Origin of the sequence: Candidatus Dedyshia acidiphila (genome assembly GCF_051025295.1) — a bacterium.
Taxonomy (GTDB): Bacteria; Acidobacteriota; Terriglobia; order Terriglobales; family Acidobacteriaceae; genus KBS-83.
Genome location: NZ_JBMGJV010000025.1, coordinates 13,628 through 28,186, shown reverse-complemented (window position 1 = coordinate 28,186; position 14,559 = coordinate 13,628). Strand labels below are relative to the sequence as shown.

The following is a 14,559-nucleotide window of genomic DNA, read 5'->3' as shown; positions in this document are numbered from 1 at the left end:
CCCTCAGGAAAGTTCGCGGGCTGCTCGCACCAGCGGCTCTGCTGCAGCACTCGGCGGCCGCGCGGGAGTCGGCTCCTCTTCGAGCTCGTCGATCATCGGGACTTCGAGCGTGACGCGCGTCCCCCGGCCCGGCCGGCTCTCCACCTCGAAGCGCGCCTCCCCGCCATAGAGCACTTCCAGCCGCTCGCGCACATTCTTCATCCCGATACCGTTGCCGGACTGGCGCACCGCAACAGAACCGGTCGCGGCGGCGCGTGCCGGCATGATGCCGACGCCGTCGTCCTCAACCTCGATGATCAGCCGCCGCGCCCGCAACCGGCTGCGCAGCGTCACCGTGCCGCCTTCGAGCCGCGGTTCCAGCCCGTGCTTGATGCTGTTCTCAATCAACGGCTGCAGCACCATGCTCGGCACCATCAACTCGAGCGTGGCCGCATCAATCTGCCTCTCCACGCGAAGCTTCTCCTCGCCGAAGCGCGCCACTTCGATGCCCAGGTAGTCGTCCGTGAAGGCCAGCTCTTCGCGCAGGGGCACAAACGTGTCGTGATCGCGCAAGAGCGCCCGCAGAATGTTCCCCAGCCGCACGATCATCTCGCGCGCCTGCTCCGGCTCGAAGCGCACCAGGGAGCCGATCGAGTTCAGCGTGTTGAACAGAAAGTGCGGGTTGATCTGCCTCTGCAGCGCATCGAGACGCGCCTCGAGCACCAGCCGCTTCTGCTCCTCGAGCTTCTGCTCAATCTGGATTGCATTCCAGATCTTCAGCGGGATGCCGACCACCACCGCAGGGCACGCATAGATCGCGAGCCGCACCACCCAGCTCCGCGTGTTCAGCACAAACAGCATGTGCGGGTAGAGATGACCAATCTCCAAGCGCACCATCTGCATGCCAACAATCAGAAAGAGCAGCAGGATTTGCCGATCGAGCCGCGGACGCGCCAGGTTGCGCCGCACCCATCGGTAGAGGCTGAGGTCGATAAACGGCGAAAACGACCAAACGTCCTCCGCATCCACCAGGCGTCCGTAGATCCCGCAAATCAGCGCAACGGCGGCGTAGAACGGCAGAGTCAGATACTCCGCGTGCAGCATCGCTGGCACCGACAGAATCACCGCACCGAGCCCCGCCCACCACGGCCCCAGCAGCACGCCAAGAATGATCGTGGTCTCAAACGCATTGTCCGCCGCCAGAAAGTTCGGCACGGTCACTCGTGCCCACACGCCGAGCGTGAGCGGGATACAAATCCACGCGAGCAGCCCGAGCGTCTGGTTCGTTGTCCGATCTTCCGAGAAGAGCAGTCGTTTGAACGCACGCGATCGCGCGAGCGCACTCGATACCGCAGCGGCGACGCCTAGCTTGATCAGCAGCGAAATGAGGACGAGCTTTGGCTCGAACATGAGCGACGTGTCCATGGGCCCAACCGGCGGGGCCAGCGCACCTGACTATAATCGTCGCATGTCCTCGGTCACAGTGAGCAAGGTAGCGGAGGCGGACTTCCCTTCCCGCTGGGGACATTTCCGGATCCACGGATTCGAGGGCATCATCCTGCAGCCTGAGCCGTGCCGCCCCGGCGATCCGCCGGCATCACGCCGCGTCGAAGGTTGTGTGGCGCTCGTGCTCGGTGATGTTCATGCCACGCCTCCGGTCGTTCGCATTCACTCCCAATGCCTCACCGGCGATGTCTTCGGCTCGCTTCGCTGTGATTGCCGCCAGCAGTTCGAGCAGGCTATGCAGCGCATTGCCGATGAAGGCGCGGGCATCCTGATCTATGAGCAGCAGGAAGGCCGCGGCATCGGTCTGATGGCCAAGCTGCGTGCGTACGAACTGCAGGACCAGGGGCTCGACACCATCCAGGCAAATTTGGAGCTCGGTTACAAGGCGGACTGCCGGGTGTTCGAAGTGCCGGCCCAGGCGCTCAAACTTCTGGGTGTCTCGGAAGTTCGACTGATGACGAACAATCCGGAGAAGATCGCCGCGCTGGAAGAGCACGGCATCCGCGTGGTCGAGCGCATCTCGGCCGAAGTGCCCGCCGCGTCACCGCAGGCGGAGCGCTATCTCGAAACCAAGCACGCCCAGATGGGCCACCTACTTACGGCAGTGCCGGCCAAGTAGTCGCCACCAGCTTCGCCGTTGTGACCAACTGCCCCGCGTGCCGCTGCGTGTGATCCGCGCAGTGGACCAGCAGCCCGCCTAATGTGGTCGGCAGACGGCCCCGCCCAACAAAACGTTGCTCCTCCAGATCGCGACCCGCGAACGCACGAACGCGATCCGCTGCACTTGCGAGTGCCGCCGCAAAGCCAGCCAATAGCTCACCTGCATCCGTCACCGGGGCATCCTCGCCCGCCAGTGCCGCAAGCTGCACCTGATCCAGCGCAAGGCCTTCCGCGTAAGTGAGGAGCCGGTCGAGGCTCCCGGCGATATGGCGAAGCTGGAAGCCAACTGACGGCAGCCCGAAGGGACGAGCACTCATCTGCTCCACACTGAACCCGCTGACCCAGCGCTCCGCATCTTCGCGCGCCAGCTCCAGCGCATGCAGCACAGCGCGTGGCACGGCGGGCACATCGCACAGCGTACCCCGCAGCCACGGCTCCACCTTTGTCGTTTCACTCACCGCTACAGCCCTTTCCGTTCGCGAAACTCGCGGACGACCACCACCGGGTCGCGATGCTCGCCATCGACCGCTTCGTTCATGCCGCGCATCTCCTCCGCGCTGATCTTGCCGCTCAACTCAGCAACGGCACCACGCAACTGCGGCCACCGCCGATACGACTCTTCCCGAAACAACGGCACTGCGTCATAAGGCGGAAAGTAGTGGCGGTCGTCGCGCAGCACGGCAAGGTGCAGCGCATTGATTGGCCCATCGGTCGAGTTTCCAGCGATGATGTCAACCTGCCGCTGACCGATGGCGCGATAGAGCAGCCCCAGATCCATGGTGCGCGGCTCGCCCGCGAAGTGCAGGCCATACGTCGCCTCCAGTCCATGCAGTCCATCCGGCCGCTCTTCGAACTCGTAGCCCACGCCCAGCCGCCATCCGGGTGCCGCTTGCGTAGCGTGGCTCAGGTCTGGAGCCGGCAAGCGCGCCGCATCCTCGTGCCGCACGATCATCGCGAACGTGTTCTCAAAGCCGAGCGTTGGCCCGGCGTCCACGTTGTACCGCTCGCGGTAGAGTCGCTGCACCGTGGCCAGCACTCGGTCGCGATCCTTGTCCACCGGCTGCTTCAAAATGGCGGTCAGCGCAGTGCCCGTGTACTCGACATAGCCGTCAATGCGACCCGCCACCAGCGCCTGCTGGCAAATGTAACTGCCAGCAAGGTAGAACCGGCGGTCTACCTTCAGCCCAGTGCGCGCCTCGATATGTTGCGCCAGCAGCTCGCCCAGCACCACCTGCTCTGTAAAGTTCTTCGCGCCGATCACCGGGTGATCCGGCCGGGGCGGCCCACACCCGGCCAGCAGCAGCGCCGCTGTGGCGAGACTTAAGAGTGCTCGCTTCACCGCCGCCCTGCACCCGGCACGCGCAGCCGCCACTCCAGCAATCCAAGCAGGCTGTCGGCACCGAGCGCGAGCAAAGCTGCCGGAATCGCGCCCGCCAGCACCAGTCGGTTGTCCACCGAGGCCACGCCACGGAAGATGAATTCGCCAAGCCCGCCCGCCCCCACAGCAGCAGCAATCGTCGCGATGCCCACACACGTCACCGTGGCTGTGCGCAATCCCGCCAAGATGTACGGCATCGCCAGCGGCAGCTCCACCAATCGCAAACGCTGCGCCGCCGTCAGCCCGAGCGCATGCGCAACATCGAGCACCGTCGCGTCCACGCCGGTAATGCCGGTATAGGTGTTGCGCACGATCGGCAACAGCGCGTAAGCAATCAGCGCTACGATCGCAATGCGGGCCGCGCGCTCACCGATAAACGGCAGAGGCAGCAGGAACCCGAACATCGCAAGACTCGGGATTGTCTGCAGTGTGTTCACGAGCCCCAGTATGGGCCGCGCCAGCACCGGCCGACGAGCTAGCAGAATGCCAAGCGGCACCGACAGCACAGTCGCGAACAGCATGGCCGACCCAGTCAGCCACAGGTGCTCGATCGTGAGCGTAACGATTTCGCCGCGGTGCTCCGCCAGAAAGCCGCTCACTGGTGCATCTCCCGGCCGCGGTGCACGGCTTTCACATATGCCTCTACTGCCGGTACGGGCGCATCCAGGAACTGCTCCGCCGGCAGGTCGGCGGCGATGCGCCCCTCATCGACCAGCACCAGCCGCTCCGCCAGGTAAAGCGCCTCATCCAGATCATGCGTCACCAGCAGCACAGTCGTGCGCTGCCCGCTCGCCTGCACCTTCAGCGTCAGCAGGCGCAACACATCCTGCATCTCCGCGCGGGTCAGCGGGTCCAGCGCGCCGAACGGCTCATCCATCAGCAGGATGTCTTGTCCCGCAGCCAGCGCGCGCGCCAGCCCAATACGCTGGCGTTGCCCGCCGGACAGCTGATGCGGCATGCGCGACGCAAACTGCTCCGGGTCGAGCCCCACCATCTCGAGCAGGGTGTGAGCACGGCTGCGAATCTCGTCCCGAGACCGCCCCTCAAGCTCCAAGAGCAGCCCGATATTGCGCTCAATCGTGAAGTGGGGAAACAGGCCCGTCTCCTGCACTACGTAGCCGATAGAGCGGCGCAGCGCGATCACATCCTGCTCGGCAACCGACCGGCCGCGCACCAGGATCTCGCCGCCCGTGATCGCATGCATGCGATTGACCGCGCGCAGAAGCGTCGTCTTGCCCGAGCCGCTACGGCCAAGCAGCGCCACCGTCGTTCCATTCGCTACCGAAAGAGTGACATTCTCAAGCAGCGCACGCCCGTCCGGCAGCCGGTAGGAGACATCGCGGAAGTCGATTGCCGGCGTCTCGCTCACCGCTCCTCCACAACAGCGAAGGCCGGGTATGTTCCCGGCCTCGCTCAGTCATGCTCTACGCGCTGTGCTAAACGGACTCGCTTCCCTCACCTGTCTCGCTGTCCAGTGCTGGCCCAAGATCGGGATTGAGATCGTCGCGATCACCCTCGTCACCGAATGCATCGTCATCGCCAAGCGTGTCTAGCGGAACGGGTGCACTCATCGCACTCTCGGGCGTCGCAGGCTGGCCCTTCACTCGGACCGCCGTGATCTTCGAGAAGCCTTCCTTGAAGCTCGGCGGACGCAGGCGCTCGGCCATCTTCTGCATCGTCTCGTCGCTCACCGTGCGCTCGCGTCGGCGATTGCGCTCCATGCAGACGGCAAACGGCACATCGAAGAACACCGCCTGCACGTCATAACCGAAGCTCTTGGCCATCTTGATCCACTGCCGCCGCTCGTGGGGCGACAGGTTTGTGGCATCGACGTAGTTCCACGGCATCTTGGCGATCAGTCGCGCGCGCAGCAGTGATCGCAACGTCGAGAAGACCAGCCCCTGGTAGCGCTGCTCCGTGATGTCATCGAAGAGAATCGTGCGCAGCAGATCGCTCGACAGCGGCGTCACGCCACGACGCTTAAACCACGTCGTCTTGCCGGAGCCGGGCAGTCCGATCGTCAGCACGACGAAGCCGCGCGACGGGCGCGCCGCACTGGTCGGCTCGGGCGGCACAGCCGAGGGCGACTCGGGCTGCGTCTCCACGACGAGCTTGCCTTCCGGCTGGGTGTCAGCAGGCTCAGGCGCCGGCGGAGCTGCCGGTCGGGCGGCTAGTGTTGGCGGAGCCGTCGATCCCGGTGCGGGTGCAGGTGGAGGGGCAGGTGCTTTGGCAGCGGGAGTTCTCCGCTCGCTCCGCGGTGCCGGCCGGGTGGCGCCGTCCGCTGATGCATCGCTTGCACGCGATGTGCTGTCGAGGTCGCTGCCCACCACCGGAGGTGTCGCGCGCCGGCATCGTACTCTCCGCCGGCATAGTTCGGCTGCAGCGGCGCGGGTTGATTGCTGGGCAGCTCCTGCCCGATCTTTCCGGTCTGCTCAGAGAGGTTTGGAGCGCGTCTGGAACGTCGTCTCATCGGGTCTCGCAGAGTGGTGCGGGCGCATCGTCCCGCGCCTAGCAGGATCGTACACAGGTCAGCCTGCTGTCGCAAATGCTGTGCAATTCAGACGCGGCGCACAGGCCGGCACTTCTCTACTTCTCTTTCTTAAGATGCGTATCGCACGCGCTCACCGTTCGAACAGACGACTGAGTGCTAGCATCGTGAGTGGAATCACTGCGAAGTTGGGCCCGCACTGCTGCTCGTTCGTCGGACGTGCGCGGGACTTCGCCGAACCCTCCTGAGGAGATCCTTTTTAGATGGCTGTGAAGGTAGGCATCAACGGCTTCGGCCGCATTGGGCGCAATGTGTTTCGCGCTTCGCTCGGCAATCCGAATCTTGAGTTCGTCGCGGTCAACGATCTGACCTCGCCGGCCACGCTGGCTCACCTGCTCAAGTACGACTCGATCCTGGGCAATCTGCACCACGACATCACCGCTGGCGAGGACTTCATCTCGGTCGACGGCAAAAAGGTCAAGGTCTTCGCCGAGCGCGATCCCGCCAAGCTCGACTGGTCCTCCGTCGGCGCGCAGGTCGTGGTCGAATCCACCGGTCACTTCACGGATGCGACCAAGGCGAAAGCGCACCTGCAGGGCACCGTCAAGAAGGTCATCATCTCGGCTCCGGCCACGAATGACGACCTGACCGTCGTGCTCGGTGTGAACGAGTCGAAGTACGACCCCAAGGCGCACAACGTCATCTCGAACGCCTCCTGCACCACGAACTGCCTGGCCCCGCTCGCCAAGGTGCTGGACGAAGAGTTCGGCATCATTCAGGGCCTGATGAACACCATTCACAGCTACACCAATGACCAGGTGACGCTGGACTTCCCGCACAAGGACCTGCGCCGCGCCCGCGCTGCCGCTCTGTCGATCATCCCGACATCGACCGGCGCTGCGAAGGCGCTGCACCTCGTGCTGCCGCAGCTCAAGGGCAAGCTCGACGGTTTCTCGCTGCGCGTGCCCACGCCGGTGGTCTCGGTCGTCGATCTCACGGTTACGGTAGAAAAACCGGTCACCGTGCAGAGCGTGAACGATGCGCTCAGGAAGCACGCGGCTGGTCCGCTCAAGGGCATCCTCGGCGTCGAAGAGGGTGAGCTCGTCTCGGCCGACTTCAAGGGCAATCCCCTCTCCTCGATCATTGATGCGCCGCTCACCAAGGTGATCGGCAACATGGTCAAGGTCATCTCCTGGTACGACAACGAGTGGGGCTACTCGAACCGCGTTCGTGATCTGATCCTGTTCCTGGATAGCAAGGGCCTGTAGCGCATCACTCCAATGCGCAGGGGCAGCACCATCGCTCCTGCGCTGCTGTTCCCTTCCATCGCTTTTTCTGGCGCGGTGACGCCTTCCTCTCCGCCATGCGACAGAACATCTCCTCCGGCTCTCCCTTCGAACCGCTCATCGGTTTCTCGCGCGCTGTGCGTGTGGATCGCACCGTTCACGTGTCGGGCACTGGCCCGGTCGGTGCAGACGACGCGTCGGTCGAAGACCAGACTCGCCGCGTGTTCGCGTTGATCGAGCAATCACTCGTGCAGGCAGGCGCCACACTGCGCGATGTCGTACGCACCCGCATGTACCTGACCCGCGCCGAAGACTGGCAGGCCGTCGGCCGCGTGCACGCCGAGTTGCTCGGCGAAACTCCTCCCGCCGCCACCATGGTGGTCGTCGCTGCGCTGCTCAACCCGGCGTGGCGCATCGAGATCGAAGCCGATGCTATCCTCAACCCCGAACCAGAGGCGACCGCACCAGCACGCCCCGGAGAACGCTGACACTCCCATGCAGATTCCCTCGATTCGCTCGCTCGTCAACGGCACCAATCAGCTTCAGCATCAGCATGTGCTCATCCGCGTCGACTTCAACGTTCCCCTGTCCGAGGACGGGACGGAGGTGCTCGACGACACGCGCATCCGCGAGACGCTGCCGACCATCGAGTTCGCCATCCGGCACCGCGCGAAGGTGATCCTCTGCTCCCATCTCGGGCGCCCCAAAGGCAAGCCGAACCCGAAGTACAGCCTGCGTCCTATCGTCGACCGGCTGCGCGTCATGCTCGACCACTCGATCGGCGAGCAGGTCAACGTCGCCTTCGCCCCCGATTGCGTTGGCGAGCTCGCGCATGAGCTCGCCGGCAAGCTCGAGGACGGCAAAGTCCTGCTGCTCGAGAACCTGCGGTTCTACCCAGGCGAAGAGGCAAACGATCCCGCCTTCGCGAAGCAGCTCGCCAGCCTCTGCCAGATCTACGTCAACGACGCATTCGGCTCCGCGCATCGCGCCCACGCCTCCACCGAGGGCGTCACCCTCTTCGTCAAGCAGGCGGTGGCCGGGCTGCTCATGGAGAAGGAGCTCAACTACATGGGCAAGGCGCTCACGGAGCCAGCCAAGCCCTTCGTCGCCATCCTCGGTGGTGCCAAGGTCTCCGACAAGATTCAGGTCATCGACAACCTGCTCGGCAAGGTCGACGCCATCCTGATCGGCGGCGGCATGGCTTACACGTTTCTCAAGGCTCAGGGCCTCGAAGTCGGCAAGTCCCTGGTCGAGAACGACAAGCTCGACGTGGCGCGGCAGGCGCTTGAAAAGGCGAGAGACCGCGGCGTGCGCTTCCATCTGCCAGTCGATCACGTGCTCGCGAACAAGTTCGCACCCGACGCACGCACGAAAACCGTGGGCAATGATGAGCCCTTCCCGGCCGACTGGATGGCGCTCGACATCGGACCCGCCACCGTCGACCTGTTCGCCAAGGAGATCACTGAGGCAGGCACGATCGTCTGGAACGGCCCGATGGGGGTCTTCGAGATGCCGAGCTTCGCGCACGGCACCATGGCCATCGCGGAGTTGGTGGCCGGCAATCAGGATGCGGTCACCATCGTGGGCGGCGGCGACTCGGTCTCAGCCATCAAGCAGGCTGGCGTGGCCGATCGCATCACCCATATATCCACAGGTGGAGGCGCTTCGCTTGAGTTCCTGGAAGGGAAAACGCTTCCGGGTGTTGCTGCATTGCAGAAGAAGACTTAAGCTGCTACTGTCCTCGGCACCCGGGGATATGCAGAGGGTAATGCCGTGCCTTCCATTTTTTTGCTGAACGCTTCCATCCTGTTCAGCGGTGTCGTCGCGTTTGTGATCGCCGGGTTTGCGGGGACCTTTGTCCGTTCTCTTCAGCCGTGGCGCTACCGGCTGATCCTCGCCCCGTTGGGCTTCGTCGTCTGCGGTGGCATCAGCATCTCGGCAGAGCAGCACCTGCTGCGCTGGATCCAGCACGGACACCTGCACCACTCGGTCAGCTCCGGGCTCGTACAGAGCATCGTGCTGATCGTCTCTGGCCTGTGCGGGCTGCTGGCCGGCGTCGGCCTGGGCACGAGCGTTGATCGCACCTTTCCGGACACGAAGAACTACACCACCACGCATTACTGGGAACCGCGCCAGAGCAAGGCGCGCCGCAATCAAGCCAAGGTGGTGTCTATCGCCCTTGGCCGCCAGCCCGGCGTGCTCTCCCAGGTCAAAGCTATCTCGCATCGCGACTAGCGGCTCTCGTCCCTGTCACTCCCGTCACTGAAAGGACTCATGCGCACGCCCCTGCTTGCTGCCAACTGGAAGATGTACAAGTCGCCCCTCGAGGCCACTGAATTCGTCCGCTCTTTCCTGAAGACCTCAATTCCCGAAGGTGCAGAGGTGGCCGTGTTCCCGGCCGCCATCGGTATCCCGGCAGTGGTTGCGGCGGCCCAGGGCTCGCGCCTCCACGTTGGCGGACAGAACATCTGGTACGCCGATGAGGGCGCCTACACGGGAGAGGTCTCGGCCTCCATGCTGGTCAGTGCCGGCGCCACGCATGTGTTAATCGGCCACTCCGAACGGCGTCAGTACTTCGGCGAGACGGACGAGACGGTCAACAAGAAGCTGCATGCCGCCCTGCGCTACAAGCTGACCCCGATCGTCTGCGTTGGCGAGTTGCTCAACCAGCGCGAAGACGGCGAGACCGAGTCCGTGCTGCGCCGTCAGACCAGCCGTGCGCTCAGCGGCCTGGACGCGACGCAGGCCAGCCCCGTCATCATCGCCTACGAGCCGGTCTGGGCCATCGGCACCGGCAAGACAGCAACGCCCGAGATCGCCGCCGAGGCCCATGCCATCATCCGGCACGAAGTCGCCCAGTTGCTGGGCCACACCGCGAGCCAGCACATGCGCATCCTCTACGGCGGCTCGGTGAAGCCAGAGAACGCAAAGGAACTCTGCGCGCAGCCGGACATCGACGGCGCCCTCGTGGGCGGCGCTTCGCTCGACCCGGCATCGTTCGCGAAGATCGCCGTCGCGGCCGTCTAGCGCAGCCAGCAGCTCGAACCTTCCGGACTGTCAGCCCAGCGACCGCGCGCTGGGCTGACGATCAAAGCGTCCGCCCCTACTGCACCGGGCCGTCCTCCGACTCCTCTTCTTCCTCATCCAGCTCGGATTCCATCGCGGCGCGCACACGCGCCATCGTCTGCTCCGGGTTCAAGCGTTTCTGCTCTGCGTAGAACCGTGCGACGTGCCGCACCAGGTCCGCCAGGACCACGCCCCAGGCCGTCGGGTCATCCCAGCCGCCCATCTGCAGGCTGACGTGCAGGTCGCCTTCCGCCACCCACGCCCGCACCAGCTCGAACGCCTTCGGGTCGCGCTCCGCGCCGGGCGGAATGCGCAGCGCATTCTGCGCCGGATCATGCTTTGCCGCATTGCTCTTCTCTGTCATCGTCCTCTAGACCTCGCACCACACATCGTCGCCGTCAACCCGCACAGCATACGCACCCGTGACGCATTGCGGGTTGGTCAGCTCCGCGCCGGTCACTGGATCGAAGCTCCACCCATGCCACGGACAGACAATACGCCCATCCTCAACCATGCCCTCGGCCAGCGGCGCACCGCGATGCGGACACTCATTCTGCACCGCTGCCAGTGCTCCGCCAATCCGTGCGACGCAGAGCGCCACGCTACCCGCGTGTGCCTCGCGCAGGGCGCCCTCCGCCGGCATATCGCCGATGCTGCCGATCCTGACCCACTGCCCCATGCCTACTGTGCCATCCCCTACGTTCACTCCTCCACCGCACGACAGGCCGCGGCGACGCTCCAGTGTACCGGCACTCGCGTCACCTTCCGTTGATGCGCCACACGCAAGCGCTGTGCTGGTCGCGCCCTGGACTCGCTGCTACGCTGAGAGCGATGACCCAGCCCGCACAGCCTGAGACGCCGCCCGCTCCGCCCGAGCTGTGGTGCCCCTCTTGTGCCCGGCCAGTCGACGATCCGCTCACCTGCGGCGACTGCTCGGCTGTGATCTGCCGCCGCTGCGGCACGCCGCTCGAATCCGCCGACGAACTGGCCTCTGGCTGACTCGCATGACGACACCAGCACCCCGCAGGCCGACCCAGCCTCTCCATACCGATCAGCCGCTCGTGACACACCGCTTTCTCGCTGGCGGCGTCGCGGTCATCGTGCTTGGCGCCATCGCGGCTATTTACTTCGCGCTCGGGCTGCTCTTCTGGCAAGGTCAGTGGCAACTCATCTTTCATCCCTCGCGCGAGGTCACCCGCACACCGCGGTCCCTCGGCCTCGCGTACACGGACGTACGCTTCGACGCCGGCGAGACCGGTCACCCGCGCCTCAATGGCTGGTGGGTGCCGGGCGGTCCGGCACAGGGCAGCCGGCGCGTGGTCCTCTTTCTGCACGCCGCACGCGGCTCGATCAGCGATGCCCTGCCGGAGATCCTCGCGCTGCATGCGACGGGCGCGGATCTGTTCGCCTTCGACCCACGCGGCTTCGGCAGCAGCGACTGGGCGAAGCCCTCCGAGCAGCACTGGAACCAAGATGCCGGCGCTGCGTTGCGCTGGCTGGAGGGCATCCGCCACGTGGCTCCGCAGGATGTCGTGGTGATCGGCGAGGGCCTGGGTGCGACAGTCGCGGCGAACCTAGTGCCCGCTCACCCGCGTCTCGAGCGACTGGCCATGATCGATCCGCAGCCGCCCACGCTCGGCCTGCTCGAAGCGCCCCGCTGGACGCATGTGCTGCCCGTGCGGCTGCTCGAACGCGACCGCTTCGATCCGTCAGAGGCCTTGCGCTCGACCGCTGTGCGCAAGCTGATCCTGCTGACCCCAGGCGCGACTTCTCCGGCGTATCTGCAAAACCCAGTCCCGCCGACCAACGAGGTGCGCGGCCCGCTCGACAGCCCAAGCGCCCAGGCCGCACTCGCGGCCCTACTCGGGCCGTCACCGCCACCGGCAGCGCACTAGAACTTCGCCAGGCCCTCGATTGCGCGGTAGATGTCGTCCGGCTGCGGCAGGATCACGTCCTCAAGCTGCGGCTGGTACGCGACAAACGTATCCGTCGCTGCGACGCGTTTCACCGGCGCATCCAGATCGTGGAACAGCTCATCCCCGATACGCGCCGCGATCTCCGCGCCATAGCCCCAGCTCAGCACGTCTTCATGCGCCACCAGGGCGCGGCTGGTGCGGCGCACGCTCTCGGCGATCGCCTCCCAGTCGTACGGGCTCAGCGTGCGCAGGTCGATCACCTCGGTCTCGATGCCGAGCTCGCGGCTGGCGCGCTGCGCTGCCTGAAGGGAGCGCGGTACGACAGCGCCATACGTGATCAGCGTCAGGTCCTTGCCCGGCCGCACAGTCTTGGCCTTGCCAAACGGGATCATGTAATCCGGCCCGGGATACTGCGCACGTCCGTAGGTCTCGCGATAGAGACGCTTGTGCTCGAGGAACATCACCGGGTCGTCGCAGCGAATCGCCGTGCGCAGCAATCCGTTCGCGTCTGCGGCGTTCGACGGAAAGACGACGCGCATGCCCGGCGTGTGGGTGAACAGCACCTCGCCGCACTGTGAGTGATAGAGTGCGCCGCCGGTCAGGTAGCCACCAATCGCGACACGCACTACTGCGGGCGACGCGAACGCATTGTTCGATCGCCAGCGCATTGGCGCAAGCTCATTGCGAAGCTGGTGCATCGCGGGCCATATGTAGTCAAAGAACTGGATCTCCACGACCGGCTTCAGTCCGCGCGTAGCAATGCCGACCGCGCGACCGATGATGTTCGCCTCCGCGAGCGGCGAGTTGAAGACGCGATCGCTGCCGTACTCGCACTGCAGGCCGGCGGTGAGCTTGAAGACACCGCCCTTGCCCTTCACCGCGCCGCTCTTCAGGTTCTCTTCGCGGCTGCAATCGGCCACATCCTCACCGAACATAACGATGCGCGGATCGCGCTTCATCTCGTCCTTAAGACAGACGTTGATCAGGTCCGCCATCGTGCGCTCGGCGCCGTCGGCGGCGACCATGCTCTCGCGCGCGAACTCACTCGACGTCGGATCGATCTCCGGCGAGTAGACATAGTTCTGGATTGAGTCCTTGGTCGCAAACGGCGCGCGCAGCGCACGTTCCGTCGCTGCCTGAATCTCGTCATCGACTGACTTCTCGAGCCGCGTGATGCCCTCGGCATCGATCACGCCCTCACGCAGCAGCCGCAGTTGCAGCTTGGGCAGCGGATCGCGCAGGTTCTCGGCATCGCGCTCGGTCACCGTCCGGTAGAGCTTGTCATCGTCGGACAACGAGTGCGAGTACGGACGCGTGACATGCGCATGGACGAACGCCGGTCCCTTGCGTGCGCGGCAGTGCGCGACTGCCTGGACCATCGCCTCGTACGATTCGACCGGATCGGTCCCGTCGACCTCCGCGAAGTAGAAATCCGGAAAGTTCGCGACCAGCCGCGAGATGTTGCCGCCCGGTGTATTGATCTCCACTGGCGTCGATATCGCGTAGCCATTGTCTTCGACCACGAAGATGATCGGAAGCTTACGCACGGAAGCGGTGCTGACGGCCTCCCAGAACTCGCCCTGGCTGGTCGAGCCCTCGCCGATCGAGGCGTAAACGACCTCGTCCGCGTGGAAGCTGACGTTGTGGACCGCGCGGTAGTCGCGCTCACCCGGAGCCTCGGCCGGCCGTTCGGCTGCCTGCGGATGCTGGCCGAGGTAGACGGCTGCGTCTGCGCAACCTACCGCCTGCAACATCTGCGTTGCCACGGAAGAGCTCTGCGAAACGATATTGAGCCGCTGACTGCCCCAGTGCGACGGCATCTGCCGTCCGCCGCTTGCCGGATCGGCAGCCGCGCCCACGGCCTGCAGCAGCATCTCCTCCGCGGTCACGCCCAGCGTCAGGCACAACGCGCGGTCCCGATAGTAGGGATAGAACCAGTCGTAGCCGGACTTCATGGCCTTACCCGCAGCCGCCAGCAGCGCCTCATGGCCGGCGCCGGAGATCTGGAAAAATATCTTCTGCTGCCGCTTCAGCAGGATCTCGCGGTCGTCGATGCGGCGCGACATGTACATGAGCCGGTACACATCCACCCACTCCGCGCCCGTCAGTCCGCGCAGACCCGCCTCGCTGCCCGTCCGCCGCTCCGTCGCCACACTCTCCATACACACTCCCTGACTGCCCTGCCGAGCTCAAAACGACTGGCGATTGTATCCTGTCCCTGTGCCTGCGTGCTCTGCTACAGAATGCACCATGACAGCGGCGCGTCCCACGGATGAAAAC

Annotated in this window: 17 protein-coding genes; 8 read left to right on the top strand and 9 right to left on the bottom strand. The window is 65.0% G+C overall.

All coding sequences use genetic code 11. From position 1 onward, the window contains the following. Nucleotides 1–3: 3 nt before the first annotated feature. Complete coding sequence (locus tag AC5IJH_RS11560) at nucleotides 4–1,404, bottom strand: sensor histidine kinase (RefSeq protein WP_491902973.1); 1,401 nt, start codon at nucleotides 1,402–1,404, stop codon at nucleotides 4–6. A gap of 43 nt (nucleotides 1,405–1,447) precedes the next feature. Here AC5IJH_RS11560 and ribA point away from each other — a divergent pair, with 43 nt between their 5' ends. Further along, complete coding sequence (gene ribA, locus AC5IJH_RS11555; RefSeq protein WP_491902972.1) at nucleotides 1,448–2,104, top strand: GTP cyclohydrolase II; 657 nt, start codon at nucleotides 1,448–1,450, stop codon at nucleotides 2,102–2,104. On the opposite strand, the gene AC5IJH_RS11550 is transcribed toward ribA, so the two are convergent. The 5 genes from AC5IJH_RS11550 to AC5IJH_RS11530 form a co-directional block, all read right to left on the bottom strand. After that, the gene (locus tag AC5IJH_RS11550; protein ID WP_491902971.1) at nucleotides 2,082–2,603 is read right to left on the bottom strand and encodes a DinB family protein; all 522 of its coding nucleotides are present in this window, start codon (nucleotides 2,601–2,603) and stop codon (nucleotides 2,082–2,084) included. The genes ribA and AC5IJH_RS11550 overlap by 23 nt on opposite strands. Nucleotides 2,604–2,605: 2 nt before the next feature. Further along, nucleotides 2,606–3,484, bottom strand: a complete 879-nt coding sequence (locus AC5IJH_RS11545; protein WP_491902970.1) for a glycine betaine ABC transporter substrate-binding protein — start codon at nucleotides 3,482–3,484, stop codon at nucleotides 2,606–2,608. After that, nucleotides 3,481–4,122: an ABC transporter permease gene (locus AC5IJH_RS11540; protein ID WP_491902969.1), complete on the bottom strand. Its 642-nt coding sequence runs from the start codon at nucleotides 4,120–4,122 to the stop codon at nucleotides 3,481–3,483. The genes AC5IJH_RS11545 and AC5IJH_RS11540 overlap by 4 nt, the downstream gene beginning before the upstream one ends. Next, nucleotides 4,119–4,892 carry an ATP-binding cassette domain-containing protein gene (locus AC5IJH_RS11535; protein ID WP_491902968.1) on the bottom strand — a complete coding sequence of 258 codons (774 nt, stop codon included), beginning with the start codon at nucleotides 4,890–4,892 and terminating at the stop codon, nucleotides 4,119–4,121. The genes AC5IJH_RS11540 and AC5IJH_RS11535 overlap by 4 nt, the downstream gene beginning before the upstream one ends. Before the next feature lie 67 nt (nucleotides 4,893–4,959). Further along, nucleotides 4,960–5,628 carry an AAA family ATPase gene (locus tag AC5IJH_RS11530; RefSeq protein ID WP_491902967.1) on the bottom strand — a complete coding sequence of 223 codons (669 nt, stop codon included), beginning with the start codon at nucleotides 5,626–5,628 and terminating at the stop codon, nucleotides 4,960–4,962. Nucleotides 5,629–6,274: 646 nt separating this feature from the next. Between AC5IJH_RS11530 and gap the strand changes: the two genes are divergently transcribed. From gap to tpiA, 5 genes are all read left to right on the top strand, one after another. Continuing rightward, nucleotides 6,275–7,279: a type I glyceraldehyde-3-phosphate dehydrogenase gene (gap, locus tag AC5IJH_RS11525; RefSeq protein WP_491902966.1), complete on the top strand. Its 1,005-nt coding sequence runs from the start codon at nucleotides 6,275–6,277 to the stop codon at nucleotides 7,277–7,279. 95 nt (nucleotides 7,280–7,374) lie between these two features. Next, complete coding sequence (locus AC5IJH_RS11520; RefSeq protein ID WP_491902965.1) at nucleotides 7,375–7,785, top strand: RidA family protein; 411 nt, start codon at nucleotides 7,375–7,377, stop codon at nucleotides 7,783–7,785. A 7-nt stretch (nucleotides 7,786–7,792) separates the two neighbouring features. Beyond that, entirely contained in the window at nucleotides 7,793–9,025 is a 1,233-nt protein-coding gene (locus AC5IJH_RS11515; RefSeq protein WP_491902964.1) for a phosphoglycerate kinase, read from the top strand. A 45-nt stretch (nucleotides 9,026–9,070) separates the two neighbouring features. Continuing rightward, the gene (locus AC5IJH_RS11510; protein WP_491902963.1) at nucleotides 9,071–9,532 is read left to right on the top strand and encodes a hypothetical protein; all 462 of its coding nucleotides are present in this window, start codon (nucleotides 9,071–9,073) and stop codon (nucleotides 9,530–9,532) included. A gap of 39 nt (nucleotides 9,533–9,571) precedes the next feature. After that, entirely contained in the window at nucleotides 9,572–10,324 is a 753-nt protein-coding gene (gene tpiA, locus AC5IJH_RS11505) for a triose-phosphate isomerase (protein ID WP_491902962.1), read from the top strand. 76 nt (nucleotides 10,325–10,400) lie between these two features. Here the strand turns inward: tpiA and AC5IJH_RS11500 are convergent, their stop codons facing one another. Further along, nucleotides 10,401–10,727 (bottom strand): DUF5076 domain-containing protein, encoded by a 327-nt coding sequence (locus tag AC5IJH_RS11500; protein ID WP_491902961.1) that lies wholly within the window; start codon nucleotides 10,725–10,727, stop codon nucleotides 10,401–10,403. Nucleotides 10,728–10,733: 6 nt separating this feature from the next. Further along, the gene (locus AC5IJH_RS11495) at nucleotides 10,734–11,042 is read right to left on the bottom strand and encodes a Rieske (2Fe-2S) protein (RefSeq protein ID WP_491902960.1); all 309 of its coding nucleotides are present in this window, start codon (nucleotides 11,040–11,042) and stop codon (nucleotides 10,734–10,736) included. A gap of 152 nt (nucleotides 11,043–11,194) precedes the next feature. Here AC5IJH_RS11495 and AC5IJH_RS11490 point away from each other — a divergent pair, with 152 nt between their 5' ends. Both AC5IJH_RS11490 and AC5IJH_RS11485 read left to right on the top strand, forming a co-directional pair. Continuing rightward, nucleotides 11,195–11,362, top strand: coding sequence for a hypothetical protein (locus tag AC5IJH_RS11490; RefSeq protein WP_491902959.1), 168 nt, complete (start codon nucleotides 11,195–11,197; stop codon nucleotides 11,360–11,362). Between the two features lie 5 nt (nucleotides 11,363–11,367). Next, nucleotides 11,368–12,258, top strand: coding sequence for an alpha/beta hydrolase (locus AC5IJH_RS11485; protein ID WP_491902958.1), 891 nt, complete (start codon nucleotides 11,368–11,370; stop codon nucleotides 12,256–12,258). On the opposite strand, the gene AC5IJH_RS11480 is transcribed toward AC5IJH_RS11485, so the two are convergent. Further along, complete coding sequence (locus AC5IJH_RS11480; protein WP_491902957.1) at nucleotides 12,255–14,441, bottom strand: alpha-ketoacid dehydrogenase subunit alpha/beta; 2,187 nt, start codon at nucleotides 14,439–14,441, stop codon at nucleotides 12,255–12,257. The two genes, AC5IJH_RS11485 and AC5IJH_RS11480, sit on opposite strands and share 4 nt — an antisense overlap. Between the last annotated feature and the right edge of the window lie 118 nt (nucleotides 14,442–14,559).